This window comes from Streptomyces tuirus (assembly GCF_014701095.1).
Taxonomy (GTDB): Bacteria; Actinomycetota; Actinomycetes; order Streptomycetales; family Streptomycetaceae; genus Streptomyces; species Streptomyces tuirus.
The window spans coordinates 1,165,162-1,178,518 of sequence record NZ_AP023439.1; the positions used below are offsets into that span (position 1 = coordinate 1,165,162).

General features: G+C 72.6%; 11 protein-coding genes. 2 read left to right on the plus strand and 9 right to left on the minus strand.

Going from position 1 to position 13,357, the window contains the following annotated elements; genetic code table 11:
* Positions 1-56: 56 nt before the first annotated feature.
* The 8 genes from cobA to IGS69_RS05525 all read right to left on the minus strand — a co-directional run bounded on the left by cobA (position 57) and on the right by IGS69_RS05525 (position 11,862).
* Positions 57-1,298 (minus strand): uroporphyrinogen-III C-methyltransferase, encoded by a 1,242-nt coding sequence (cobA, locus tag IGS69_RS05490; RefSeq protein ID WP_190897434.1) that lies wholly within the window; start codon positions 1,296-1,298, stop codon positions 57-59.
* Between the two features lie 307 nt (positions 1,299-1,605).
* Complete coding sequence (cobT, locus tag IGS69_RS05495) at positions 1,606-5,709, minus strand: nicotinate-nucleotide--dimethylbenzimidazole phosphoribosyltransferase (protein WP_190897435.1); 4,104 nt, start codon at positions 5,707-5,709, stop codon at positions 1,606-1,608.
* 367 nt (positions 5,710-6,076) lie between these two features.
* Positions 6,077-7,297 carry a precorrin-6y C5,15-methyltransferase (decarboxylating) subunit CbiE gene (cbiE, locus tag IGS69_RS05500; RefSeq protein ID WP_190897436.1) on the minus strand — a complete coding sequence of 407 codons (1,221 nt, stop codon included), beginning with the start codon at positions 7,295-7,297 and terminating at the stop codon, positions 6,077-6,079.
* Between the two features lie 146 nt (positions 7,298-7,443).
* A complete protein-coding gene (locus IGS69_RS05505) occupies positions 7,444-8,076 on the minus strand; it encodes a GNAT family N-acetyltransferase (protein ID WP_190897437.1) in 633 nt (210 codons plus the stop codon).
* Between the two features lie 140 nt (positions 8,077-8,216).
* Entirely contained in the window at positions 8,217-9,035 is an 819-nt protein-coding gene (locus IGS69_RS05510) for a MetQ/NlpA family ABC transporter substrate-binding protein (RefSeq protein WP_190897438.1), read from the minus strand.
* Between the two features lie 62 nt (positions 9,036-9,097).
* The gene (locus tag IGS69_RS05515; RefSeq protein ID WP_190897439.1) at positions 9,098-9,805 is read right to left on the minus strand and encodes a methionine ABC transporter permease; all 708 of its coding nucleotides are present in this window, start codon (positions 9,803-9,805) and stop codon (positions 9,098-9,100) included.
* Entirely contained in the window at positions 9,802-10,836 is a 1,035-nt protein-coding gene (locus IGS69_RS05520; RefSeq protein WP_190897440.1) for a methionine ABC transporter ATP-binding protein, read from the minus strand. The genes IGS69_RS05515 and IGS69_RS05520 overlap by 4 nt, the downstream gene beginning before the upstream one ends.
* A gap of 375 nt (positions 10,837-11,211) precedes the next feature.
* Positions 11,212-11,862 carry an HAD-IA family hydrolase gene (locus tag IGS69_RS05525; protein WP_190897441.1) on the minus strand — a complete coding sequence of 217 codons (651 nt, stop codon included), beginning with the start codon at positions 11,860-11,862 and terminating at the stop codon, positions 11,212-11,214.
* Between the two features lie 69 nt (positions 11,863-11,931).
* On the opposite strand from IGS69_RS05525, the gene IGS69_RS05530 reads away from it, so the two are divergent.
* Both IGS69_RS05530 and IGS69_RS05535 read left to right on the plus strand, forming a co-directional pair.
* Entirely contained in the window at positions 11,932-12,291 is a 360-nt protein-coding gene (locus IGS69_RS05530) for a hypothetical protein (RefSeq protein ID WP_190897442.1), read from the plus strand.
* Entirely contained in the window at positions 12,272-12,694 is a 423-nt protein-coding gene (locus tag IGS69_RS05535) for a hypothetical protein (protein WP_190897443.1), read from the plus strand. The genes IGS69_RS05530 and IGS69_RS05535 overlap by 20 nt, the downstream gene beginning before the upstream one ends.
* Before the next feature lie 124 nt (positions 12,695-12,818).
* On the opposite strand, the gene IGS69_RS05540 is transcribed toward IGS69_RS05535, so the two are convergent.
* Entirely contained in the window at positions 12,819-13,316 is a 498-nt protein-coding gene (locus tag IGS69_RS05540) for a GNAT family N-acetyltransferase (RefSeq protein ID WP_190904385.1), read from the minus strand.
* Positions 13,317-13,357 lie beyond the last annotated feature (41 nt).

Sequence of the window (13,357 nt, forward strand, 5' to 3'; positions counted from 1 at the left end):
TACTGCCTTGTCCTGGGTGTGGTGCCAACGGCTCGGTACGGTTGTGTTACCCGGGGTTACTTGCGGGGTGCGGGGGCCTCGGGGCCGACTTTGACGACGTCGCCGATGACGATGACCGCCGGGGGCTTAACGTCCTCGGTCCGCACGGTCTGCGCGACCGTGGCGAGCGTGGCGTCGACGCGGCGCTGAGCGGCGGTCGTGCCCTCCTGGACGAGAGCGACGGGGGTGTCGGCCGGCTTTCCGTGGGCGACGAGCGTCTCGGCGATCTTCCCGATCTTGTCGACGCCCATGAGGATCACGAGGGTGCCGGTGAGCCGGGCCAGGGACGGCCAGTCCACCAGGGAGCGCTCGTCGTCGGGCGCGACATGCCCGCTGACCACGGTGAACTCGTGGGCGACGCCACGATGGGTGACGGGGATGCCGGCCGCGCCCGGGACCGAGATCGAGCTGGAGATCCCGGGGACGACCGTGCAGGGGATGCCGGCCTCGGCGAGGGCCTGGAGCTCCTCCATGCCGCGGCCGAAGACGTACGGGTCGCCGCCCTTCAGCCGGACGACCGACTTGCCCTGCTTGGCGTGCTCGATCAGCGCGTTGTTGATGGCCTCCTGGGCCATGAACCGGCCGTAGGGGATCTTCGCCGCGTCGATCACCTCGACGTGCGACGGGAGTTCGGCGAGCAGGTCACGCGGGCCGAGGCGGTCCGCGATGACCACGTCGGCCTCGGCGAGCAGACGGCGGCCGCGCACGGTGATCAGGTCCGGGTCGCCGGGGCCGCCGCCGACCAGGGCGACGCCGGGTGTGCGGGTGCGGTGGTGCGGGGCGACGAGCGTGCCGTCGCGCAGGCCCTCGACGACCGCGTCGCGGATGGCGGCGGTGTGGCGGGGGTCGCGCCCCTTGGCGTCGGTGGTGAGGACGGCGACCGTGACGCCCTCGCTGTGGCCGGTGGCCGGGGTCCACGCCGTCGCCCGGTCGGCGTCGTCGGAGCGGACGCACCAGACGCGGTGCCGCTCGGCCTCGGCCGAGGCGGCGGTGTTGGTCTCGGGGTCGCTGGTGGCGATGAGGGCGTACCAGGCGTCCGCGAGGTCGCCCTGCGCGTACGGGCGCCGCTGCCAGGCGATCTCGCCGGCGTCCGCCATGGCCTCGACCGAGGGGGTGGCCTCGGGCGACACGAGGAGGACGTCCGCGCCCGCCGCGATCAGTGCCGGGAGGCGGCGCTGGGCGACCTGGCCGCCGCCGAGGACGACCACGCGACGGCCGGTGAGGCGGAGGCCTACGGGGTAGGCGGGGTGTTCGGCCATGAGGGTGCGGCTCCTGTTGCGGCGGTGTTCAGTGCCCTGACGTGCGGATTTTAATGCGCGGGCGGAAGAGCGGCTCGGGTGGTCCAGTGGCTGGGCACCGGGGCCGCCCGTCGGCGGGTGGTCCGGGGGCTGGGCACCCGGCCGTGCCGACGGCGCATGGTACGGGGGCTCAGCACCCCGGCCGTGCCGACGGCGGATGCTCCGGGGGCTCAGCACCCCGGCCGTGCCGACGGCGGGTGGTCCGGGGGCGGGCGTCCCGGCCTGCGGAACGCCCGCCCCGGCCCGAGCCACGTCGACGACGGCAGCCCTACTTCTCCGTCACTCCTGCGGAGTCGAACGTCGCCACTTCGTGCATCGCCCTGGCCGTGCTCTGGACCAGCGGGAGGGCGAGCAGGGCGCCGGTGCCCTCGCCGAGGCGGAGGTCGAGGTCCACCAGGGGGCGCAGGCCCAGCTTGTTGAGGGCGGCGACATGGCCCGGCTCGGCGCTGCGGTGGCCCGCGATACAAGCGGCCAGCACCTCAGGGGCGATCGCCCGGGCGACCAGGGCGGCGGCGCCGGCACTGACGCCGTCCAGGATCACCGGCGTACGCAGGGAGGCGCCGCCGAGGAGGAGGCCGACGATGGCGGCGTGCTCGAAGCCGCCGATCGCGGCGAGCACGCCGATCGGATCGGCCGGGTCCGGCTGGTGGAGCTCCAGGGCGCGGCGCACGACCTCGGTCTTGCGGGCGAGGGTCTCGTCGTTGATGCCGGTGCCCCGGCCGGTGACCTCGGCCGGGTCCGCGCCCGTGAAGACGGAGATCAGGGCGGCGGACGCGGTGGTGTTCGCGATGCCCATCTCACCGGTCAGCAGGGCCTTGTTGCCGGCGGCGACCAGGTCGCGGGCGGTCTCGATGCCGACCTCGATGGCCTGCCTGGCCTCCTCGCGGGTCATCGCGGGGCCGGTCGTCATGTCGGACGTGCCGGCACGGATCTTGCGGGGCAGCAGACCCGGGGTGGCCGGCAGGTCGGCGGCGACACCGACGTCCACGATGCACACCTCGGCACCGACCTGGGTGGCGAAGGCGTTGCACACGGCACCGCCGCCGAGGAAGTTGGCCACCATCTGGGCCGTGACCTCCTGCGGCCAGGGGGTGACGCCCTGGCCGTGCACACCGTGGTCGCCCGCGAAGATCGCCACGGCCGCGGGCTCCGGGATGGGCGGCGGGCACTGGCGGGACAGGCCGGACAGCTGCGCGGAGATGATCTCCAGCATGCCCAGCGCACCGGCCGGCTTGGTCATTCGCTTCTGGCGCTCCCACGCCTCGCCGAGCGCCTTGGCGTCCAGCGGGCGGATCTGCGCGACGGTCTCGGCGAGCAGGTCGTGGGGTTCCTCTCCGGGCAGGGCACGGCGGCCGTATGTCTCTTCGTGCACGACCCAGGACAGCGGGCGGCGCTTGGACCAGCCGGCCTGCAACAGCTCGGGCTCGTCCGGGAATTCGTCGACGTAGCCGACGCACAGGTAGGCGATGGTCTCCAGGTGCTCGGGCAGGCCGAGGGCGCGGACCATCTCGCGCTCGTCGAAGAAGCTGACCCAGCCGACGCCGAGGCCTTCGGCGCGGGCGGCTAGCCAGAGGTTCTCCACGGCCAGGGCGGCCGAGTAGGGGGCCATCTGGGGCTGGGTGTGGCGGCCGAGGGTGTGGCGGCCGCCACGGGTGGGGTCGGCGGTGACGACGATGTTCACCGGCGTGTCGAGGATGGCCTCGATCTTCAGTTCCTTGAACTGCTTGGCCCGGCCCTTGGGGAGGGACTTGGCGTAGGCGTCGCGCTGGCGCATGGCCAGTTCGTGCATCGCGCGCCGGGTGTCGGCGGAGCGGATGACGACGAAGTCCCAGGGCTGCGAGTGGCCGACGGACGGGGCGTGGTGGGCGGCCTCCAGGACGCGCAGCAGCACCTCGTGCGGGATCGGGTCGCTGCGGAAGCCGTTGCGGATGTCGCGGCGTTCGCGCATGACCTTCAGGACGGCCTCGCGCTCGGCGGGGTCGTAGCCGGGGGCCGCGGGGCCGGTGGACTGTCGGGCTTCTGCCACTGCGGCCGCACTCTCTTCTCGGCGTTCCTGGTCGGCCAGATCTTCCTGCTCGGCGGCCCGGGTGTCCAGGTCGTCGGCGTTCTGAGCGAGTTCGGCGTCGCCGTCGCGGGGTGCCGGGACGGTGACCGCGGGGGCGGGGGGCTCCAGCGTCTCGGGCGCCGCCGGCTGGGACTGCTGGGGGCCCTGCATGTGCTGCTCGGGCTGCTCGTCCGCGGCCGGGGTGGGGAGTACGACGGTGACGTCCTCGGCGGGTGCCGGGGTGTCCGGGGTCTGGTCGGGCTCGACGGCTTCGGCTGCGGCCTCGGCTTCGGGAGCGGGGGTGGGGGTGGGGGTGGGGGTGGGTGTGACGGGCTCGGGGGCCGGGGAAGGGGCCGGCGCCTCGGAGGTCTCGGGTGCTTGGGGCGCGGGGGGTGTTTCCGGTGCGTGGGGTGCTTCCGGTGTCCCGGGTGCTTGGGGTGCCCCCGGTGCTTGGGGTGCCCCCGGTGCTTCCGGTGCCTGCGCGGTGGCAGCGGGCGCGGGTGCGTCGGCGGGTACGGCGGCGGCCTGGGCCACCGGCTCGGGGGCGGCCGGCTCCGGGACCACCGGCTCCGGGGCGGCCGGAGTAGCGACGGCCTCGGGCGCCGGGGTCGGCTCGGTGTTGGCGACGGCTTCGGCGGCCGGGGTGACAGCGGGCTGGCCGGGGGTTTCAGGGCCGGATGTGGTGGGTTGCGGAACCATCGGCTCGGGCTCCTGCGCGACTGGCGCGGCGTCAGTTGCCGCCGACGGCTGGGGTTGCGGGTGGGGCGCGGCCTCTTCGGCGGCGGGGGCCGGCTCCGGTGCGGTGGCCTCGGGAGCGGGAGCGACGCCAGTCTGCGGGGCTGTCGCCTCGGGCGCCTGGGCCGCGGCGTCAGGAACCTGAGCGGGAGTGTCGGCACCCTGAACGGAAGCGGCAGGAACCTGGGAGGGAGCCTGTGCACCGGGGGCCTCGGGCGGCACCACGGCTGCCGGTTCCGGGGCAACGACTGTCTCGGGGAACGGGGCGGCTTCTGGGGCCTGGACCGCATCGGGCGCAGGGGCCGCCTCAGGGGCCTGGAGCTCATCGGGGGCAGGGGCCGATGCCGCGGCCTGCTCGGGAGCGAGCGCCGGGGCCTGTTCCGCTACGGCGTCCGGGACTTGTTCGGCGGAGAAGTCCGGAACGTGTTCGGCCACGACCGGCTCGGGAGCCGGAGCCGGCTGCGCAACGGCCTCCGGGGCGGCGACGGCCCCGGCGGGGTCGCCCGCTACGGCCACGCCCTGCTCGGGAGCCGCATGCCCGGCCTCGGCCACCTGGGCCTCGACCGCGGTCGCGAGGTCAACGGCAGCTGCAGGACCGGCCTGGGCGGCGGCCACCTGGCCCGCCAACCCGTCCACGCCCGGCTCCCCGGGGTCGACCTGCGCGGACATGACCTGCTCCGTGACGGCGACTTGGGCTCCCTCGGGGCCGACGCCCGCACCAGCGAGGTGCCCCGCCGGGGGCTGACCGGCCTCGGCCACAGGCAGCTGGCCTCCGCCCACGGGGGCCTGACCGCCCACGGGGGCCTGACCGGCCTCGGGGGTGACCGACGGCTCGCTCGCGGGCTGCTCGGCGGGAGCGGCCTGCTCCGCCTCGGCCGGTGCCGGTGCCGGCGTCGGCGGGGTGGTGTGCCTGGTCTCCGCCGTCACAGCCGTCGCCCCATCCGCCGCCACAGCCGTCGCCCCCTCCGCCGTAACGCCGGTCGCGACCGCCTGGGCCGTGCCCATCGGTTCCGTTGCCGGAACAACCGTTTCGGCAGTCGCCACCCCGGCGCTCACCGGCGCCGGGTTCATGACCGGTGCGCCCGGTGCGCCCCACGGCGCGGCGGGCGGCGAGGCCGCCACCTCGGGGGCGCGAGGGCCGTCGAGGTACTCGGGGCCCGACGGGGCGGGCACCGGCTGGCGAACGGGCGCGTCCGCGGGACCGCGGTCCGCGAGGGAGCGGACCGGGCTGGCGGAGCTGTCGGGCAGCGGCGGGCCGAGGTGCAGGGGCCGGCGCGGGGTGACCGGCGGGATCGGCGGCGGGTCGGGCAGACGGACCGCGCTGAGGTCGACCGAGCCGCTGTCGCGCCCGGAGATCTCGTGCGGACCCGGCTGGTGCACGGCTTCCAGGACCGGCTCCGGCGCGGGCGGCGGGACCTCGTTGCCCCAGGCACCCTGGGCGCCCGGCAGCAGCAGGTCTTCGTCCTCGGTCTCGGTCTCGGCGGTGGTCTCGGAGAGGTAGGTGTACGCATCGGGCGCGGAGGTGCCCGGCTGCTCCACCATGCCTGCGCTCTCCGGCAGTCCCTCGCCCGGGACCTGGCCGGTGTCCGTCATGCGTACCCCTCGCCCATCGGTTAGTGCTCCTACGACCTGCTCGCCCGGAACGGCGCACCGACCGCCCCGCAGTGAAGAACGAGCGGGCGTCCCCAGCGGCACGAACGGTCCGCCCGGAAAAGGCGACAAAGCCATTCACTGGCATTGTTGCGGCCGTAGCACCCTCACGGCAGCTTGATCCGCGACGGTTTCGCTGTGGACTGCGCCACGTTGCGCGTCCTCCGGTTCTGCCGTACCACACACAGCCCAAAACGGGCGGGTTTTCCGGACATTGACCGACGAAGCGCCGGGCGTCCTTGTGCGGTGCAGCGATCGGCCAGCCTACCGCGCGCAGTACGACAACCCGATCACGGGGACGGTGGCGGGATCAGGCGCCGCGCCGCGGCAGCACGCCGCTGAGCAGGAACGCGACGCTCCGCTCCTTCTCCGCCCAGGCCCGGGTGTCGAGTTCGACGGACTGCAGCAGGGCGCACTCGACGCCGTAGCCGTGCTCGGTCAGGTCGCGGCCGATGAGTTCGGCGGCATCGCGGGTCGCGGCGTGCGTGACGATGCGCTGCGGGCGGCGGTCGGCGACCGCCGAGACGACGGCCGCTCCCCCGCCGCCGACCCGGACGACGTCCGGTTCGGGGAGGTTCTCCAGGATGTGCGGGGCGGTGCCGTGGACGATCTGGAGTTGGACGCCGAGACGGCGGGCGGCGGCGTCGGTGCGGGCGCAGGCGGGCAGGTCGCTGTCGACGGCGAGGACGGCGGCACCGGCGCGGGCGGCCTCGATGGCGAACGCGCCGCTGCCGCAGCCGATGTCCCACACCAGGTCGCCGACGCGGGGCCCGAGGTGGGCGAGTTGGGAGGCGCGCAGCAGCTGGGTCTCGCCCTCGCCGAGGTCCGCGCCGTACGCGTCGGCGGGCAGGGTCCAGCCGCGCGGCCCGGTGGACGGGTCGCGGCCGGAGATCCAGCCCCCGGTCTCCCCCGCGGTGCCGGGCCCGGCCGGGCCGCCGAGGACGATGACGACGTTGGGGTCGCGCCAGGTGTGGTCGGCGGCCTTGTCGGAGGTGACGACGGAGACGCGTTCGCGGACGGTGCCGAGTTCCTCGCAGACGACGAAGGAGCGGTGGACTCCTTCGAGGAGCAGGCCGAGTTCCGCGGGGCCGGCGCCCGGCGAGGTGAGGACGGCGACCTTGGTGTGGGCGCGGCATACATTCACCGCGCGGCGCAGGGTGCGGGGGTGTGCGACGACCACCTGTGCGTCGTCCCAGGGCATGCCGGCGCGGGCGAAGGCCGCGGCGACCGAGGAGACGGCGGGGACGACCTCCACCTCCAGGCCGAACTCGGGGGCGCGCAGGGTGCGTACGACGCCGAAGAAGCCGGGGTCGCCGTCGGCGAGCACGACGGCCGTGCCGCGGTGGGCGGCGATGCGGCGGGCGGCCAGGGCCACGCTGCCGAGGCGGATGCGCTCGGCCCGGGCGGGTACCTCGGGGAGCACCAGGTGGTGGGCGGCACCGGCCACGAGCGTGGCGGCGCCCAGGGCGGCGCTCGCCGCCGCGGTCAACGGCGAACCGTCCCAGCCGATCACCGTGACCCGGTCGGCCATCGTCGTCAGTCTCCAGGGGTTTTCGCAGGTCGTCTGCGTGGCGTGGTGAGGAGCAGCCCGGTGGCGGGCTCCGTGAGGGTACCCGGTGGAGGTGCCGGAGGGAGTTTCGGTGTCGTCGTCACCGTCGTCCTCCGGGGTGGTTCCGGTCAGTTCCAGTCGCCGAAGGACGTGAAGCCGTCGCGGAGCTGCTCGCCGACGCCTTCCAGGTCCTCGGGGAGCAGGCTCCAGACGATGAAGTCGGTACGTACGTCGGTCCATGTGCCGTCCTCGGCACGGGCCCGGGCTATGCAGGCGTTGCGCAGTACGCCCTCGCTGATGCAGCCGATCTTCTGGGCGACCTGCTGGGAGGCGGTGTTGTCGGCCGCCGTGCGCAGTTCGATGCGCTCGAACTTCTGGTCCGTGAAGAGCCACCGGGCGGTGACGAGGGCGGCCTCGGAGGCGTAGCCCTCGCCGCGGGCCCAGGGGGCGATGATGTACGACAGTTCGGTCGAGCGTACGTGCCAGTTGGTCCTGGAGAGCTGGATGACACCGACCAGGCGCTGGGTGAGGAACTCGGTGACCGCGAAGTCGAGTCCGCGTCCCTCGGTGCGTTCGGTGGGGGCGTACTCGGTGATCCAGTCGCGGGCGCCGTCCTCGGTGAAGGGCTGGGGGACGGAGGTCCAGGCCGCCACCTGTTCGTCGTTCATCATGGCGGCCAGGGAGGCGACGTCGTCTTCGTCGAGGGGACGCAGCACCAACCGCTCCGTGCTGATGGAGATGTTGGGGAAGGTGCTCGTCATGCGCCGCTCCGTAACCTTCGGTGAACCTTCAGGGCATGCTGAACTGCCCAGCATGCAGCATGAAAGCACTGATCCGCACCACGGGGCCCTTCCCACCGGGCGGGGGAAGGGCCCCGTGTGCGCGGGTGCCGGGCGTGGGGTCAGAAGGAGGCGAGCACCGAGCCGGCGTACTTGTCCTTGATGAACTTCTTGACCTCGGGCGAGGTGAGGAGCTTGGCGAGCTTCTTCACGCGCGGGTCGTCCTCGTTCCCCTTCTTCACGGCGAGGAAGTTGCCGTAGGGGTTGTTCTCCGGGGACTCCAGGACGAGGGCGTCCTTGGAGGGCTCGAGGTCGGACTCGATGGCGTAGTTGCCGTTGACCACGGCGGCGTCCACGTCGTCGAGGGAGCGCGGGGTCTGGGCCGCCTCCAGCTCCTTGAACGTGAGGTTCTTGGGGTTCTTGGTGATGTCGGAGGGGGTCGCCTCGTTGCCGACGCCGGCCTTGAGGGTGATGAGCCCGTTGGCGGCGAGGAGCTTGAGGGCGCGTGCCTCGTTGACCGTGTCGTTGGGGATGGCGACGGTCGCACCGCTCTTCAGGTCGTCGGCCTTCTTGACCTTGTGGGAGTAGAGGCCGAGCGGCTCCAGGTGGACCGTGACGACGGGCACGATGTCGGTGCCGTTCTTCTTGTTGAAGTCGTCGAGGTACGGCTTGTTCTGGAAGTAGTTGGCGCCGACGGAGCCGTCCTGCGTCGCCGTGTTCGGCGTGACGTAGTCGGTGAACTCCTTGACCTGCAGGTCGAGGCCCTCCTTCTTCGCCAGGTTGTCCTTGACGAAGGTGAGGATCTCGGCGTGCGGGACGGGGCTGGCGGCGACGATCAGGGGTCCGTCGGTGTCGGAGCTGTCCGCGCCGCAGGCGCTGAGCCCGAGGGTGAGGGCTCCGGCGGCGAGAACGGCGGTGGTGATCTTGGCGGTGTTACGCACGAAAAGTGCCTTTCCTTATGACCTTGCGAGTGGTGCGACCTCGTCGTGGGTGGACGAGGAGATCAGGAAGCGGCTTTGAGCAGCCGCAGTTTGGGGGCGGGGCCGGAGTGGGCGCCGCGGCGGTGCAGGGAGCGGGCCGCGTAGTCGCCGGCGAACTGGATGACGGAGATGACGACGGCGAGGATCGCGACGGTGATCCACATCAGCTGGGTCTCGAAGCGCTGGTAGCCGTAGCGGATGGCGATGTCTCCGAGGCCTCCGGCGCCGACTGTGCCCGCCATGGCGGAGTAGCCGATGAGGGCGACGATCGTGGTGGTGGTGCTGGAGATCAGCGACGGCAGGGACTCGGGGACGAGCACCTTGCGGACGATGGTCCAGGTGTTGCCGCCCATGGACTGCACGGCCTCGACGAGCCCGTGGTCCACTTCGCGGACGGCCGTCTCGACCAGGCGCGCGAAGAACGGGATGGCGCCGACGGCGAGCGGCACGATGGCCGCCTCGACGCCGATGGTCGTGCCGGTGATCGAGCGGGTGAAGCCCATCAGCGCGACCATCAGGATGATGAACGGCAGCGAGCGGGCGATGTTCACGACCTGCCCGATGATCTTGTTGGCGGCGAGGTTCTGGAGCAGGCCGCCGCGGTCGGTCAGGACCAGCAGGACGCCGAGCGGCAGTCCGCCGACGACGGCGATGAGCGTGGACCAGCCGACCATGTAGAGGGTGTCCCAACACGCCTGCTCCAGCAGGGGCTGCATCTCGGACCAGGTCACTTCGCACCTTCCTTCACCAGTTCGGACTCGTGGCCCGGGAGGTCGATCTGGAGGCCCTGCTCACGCAGGAAGCCGATGGGCACCACGTTGTCCTCGTAGCGGCCGGGCAGTTCGATGCGCATCCGGCCGACCTGGAGGCCGCCGACGGTGTCGATGGCGGCGCCGAGGATCGATATGTCGATGTTGTAGGTGCGGGCGAGCTGCGAGATGACGGGCTGGGTGGCGCTCTCGCCCTGGAAGGTGACGTCGACGACCGTGCGGTCCTCGCCGGAGGCCTCGCCGCCGAGCGGGAACAGCGCCGAGGCGAGTTCGGAGCCTGGAGTCGCGAGGAGCTCGCTGACCGTGCCGGACTCGACGATGCGCCCGTTCTCCATCAGCGCGGCCGAGTCGCAGACCGACTTCACGACGTCCATCTCGTGGGTGATGAGCAGGACGGTCAGGCCGAGCTGGCGGTTGAGGTCGCGCAGCAGCGCCAGGATCGAGCGGGTGGTCTCGGGGTCGAGGGCGCTGGTGGCCTCGTCGGAGAGCAGCACCTTGGGGTCGCCGGCGAGGGCGCGGGCGATGCCGACGCGCTGCTTCTGGCCGCCGGAGAGCTGCGCGGGGTAGGAGGAGGCCTTGTCGGCGAGGCCGACCAGGTCGAGCAGCTCCAGCGCCTTGCGGGAGCGTTCCCGCCCTGACTTCCCGAGGATCTCCAGTGGCAGCTCGACGTTGTCCTGGACGGTCCGGGAGGACAGCAGGTTGAAGTGCTGGAAGACCATGCCGATGCGGCTGCGTGCCCGGCGCAGTTCCTTCCCGGCGCGCGGGCCGCGGCCGGCCAGGGCGGTGAGGTCCTGCCCGGCGACGGTCACGGTGCCGGAGGTGGGGCGCTCCAGCAGGTTGACGCAGCGGATGAGCGAGGACTTGCCGGCGCCGGACTGGCCGATGACGCCGTACACCTCGCCTTCGCGGACGTGCAGGTCGACGCCGTCCAGGGCGGTGACCTCGCGGCCGCGTGCACGGTAGACCTTGGTCAGGCCCGAGGTGGTGATCACTGGGATTCCGTCACTGTCGAGTGCGCGGGCGTGGGTGTGCCCGGGCACAGGTGCATTCGGTCAGGGACGCGACACGGTTCTCGCTGGAGGGGTGGAACCGGGGAGAACATGTGCGCGGGGCGGCTTCGGGTCACGCGGCGCTCAGGGCGTGCGGACGGGCCGCGTCTCGCTTCGGGGCGCGAGCTCAGGGGTGGTGCAGGGGCCCTCTAGAAGGCGCACATTCGACACATACAACGAGCACCGGGCGTCGTGGTCGCCTCGGTCGCGGGGATGCGGTCGCTCGTCGTGGTCATGCCGTCAGTAAAACATGCGTACGGTCCTGACCGGCCCTCCGCTGTCCGGATGCTGGACAGCGGTGGACGGTATCGCGGCCCGTCAGCGGCGCGGGGAGATCTCCACGCCCTGGTCGGTGACCAGTGCGGACAGGGCCGACAGGTTCTCGACGATGAGATCGGCGCGCAGTTCGTGGGCCTGGTGGGTTGTGGTCAACGCCACGGTGGTCATGCCGGCGGCGCGTCCGGCCGCGAGGCCCGCGGGGGCGTCCTCGAACACGACGCAGTGCGCGGGGTCGACGCCGAGCGCGCGGGCGGCGAGCAGGTAGGGCTCGGGGTCGGGCTTGCCGCGCGTGATGTCGTCCGCGGCGACGAGGGTCTTGGGCAGGATGCCCACGGCGTCGAGCCGGGCCTCGGCCAGCCGCCGGGTGGCGGAGGTGACCACGGCCCAGCGCTCGGCGGGCAGCACGTCGAGGAAGGCCCGGGTGCCCGGCAGCAGGCGCACCCCGTCGTTCGGTACGTCGTCCACCTCCAGGTCCTCGATCCGCGCGACGGCCTCGGGCACGAGCTCGGCGGGCAGCAGGTCGGCGGCTATCTCGGCGGCCGGCCGGCCGTGCAGCTCGACCTTCGCGAACTCCTCGGCCGTGATCCCGTACTCCCCGGCCCACCGCGTCCAGCAGCGGTCCACCGAGGCGAGGGAGGAGACGAGGGTTCCGTCGTTGTCGAAGAGCAGGGCCTGGGCGTGGATCGTCATGCCCCCGACCCTACGGTGCAGGCCAGGGCCGGAAGCATCGGGCCTTTTCGGCCGTAATAAGGTCGCAGCATGCTTGATGCCCTGACGCTGGTGACCGGCGTCGCCGCGCTGCTGCTCGCCGCCTGGTGCGGCTGGGCGGCCTACCGCGACCAGCCGACGAAGGACTGGCACTTCACCGGGATGGCCGCAGTGACGCTGCTGTCGCTGATCCAGCTGGTGGTGGGGATCGTGCTGCTCGCGCAGGGCGAGAAGCCGGAGCAGGGCACGACGATCTTCGTGGCGTATCTGCTGGGGGCGTTCGCGTGCGTCCCGGCCGCCGGGTTCATGTCGCTGGCCGAGCGGAGCCGCTGGGGTTCGGTGACGGTCGCCGCCGGCGGTGTCGTGCTGGCGGTGCTGGAGGTGCGCCTCCATGACATCTGGGGAGGCTGAGGTGAACCGGCGCCGGCTGATCAGCGGTCCGGGCACGCTGCTGGTGTGGCTGTACGGCGTGATGGTCGTGGGGGCGGTGTCGCGGTCCGCGTATCAGATCGCGACGGAGTTCGACCGGGCGCCGCTCGCGTACGCGCTGTCGGCGGTGGCCGGTGTCGTGTACGGGTTCATCACGTACACGCTGGTGCGGGGTGGGGAGACGGCACGCAGGGTCGCCCTGGCGTGCTGTGTCGCCGAGTTGGTGGGGGTGCTGACGGTGGGGACCTGGACCCTGGTCGAGCCGTCCGCCTTCCCGGACGCGACCGTGTGGTCGGACTTCGGGATGGGGTATCTCTTCATTCCGGTGATCTTGCCGGTTTCCGCCATTTTCTGGCTGCGCAAGGGTGCGCCGGAGGATCGCTAGGGTGCGCCCGAGGAGGATGCCGCCTGAGACGCGTCAGGCGGCCGCGGGCCGGATGTGGTTGCTCGCGCCCACGCGGCGGAGCCGCATATGGACACAGTCCCGCGCCCCTAGTGGGGGCCGATCCTCACGCCGTCGCCGCGTACGTGCTCGCCGGCTTCTCGAGGACGATCATCGGTACGCCGTCGGCGCCCTGGGACGTGCCCACCGTCTCGTAGCCGACCTTGCGGTAGAGGCGGAGGTTGCCCTCGCTGCGGTGACCGGTGTGGAGGCGGAAGCGGGTGGCGCCGTGCTGGCCGGCGAGGGCGGATTCGGCTGCCCGCAGGAGTCGGGCACCGATGCCGTGGCCCTGGAGGCGGGGGTGGACGCAGAGCTTGCCGATCGCGGCGGCGCCGTCCTCGGTGGCCGCGCCGCGGACCGAGCCGACGACCTCCTCGCCGAGCCGGGCCACGAAGACACAGTCGCGCGCGACCTCTTCGCGGACCGAGTCGAGGGTTTGGACGAGCGGGTCGATGCGGTAGTTCCCGTACAGCGCCGCCTCCGACTGGAAGCACAGGTACTGCAGTCTGAAGATCTGCTCCGCGTCCTGCTCGGTCGCCGCAGAGATGGTCACGCTCATGCCCATGTGCGCACGCCTCCCGCTCATCTGATCACCTGTCGTTCCCC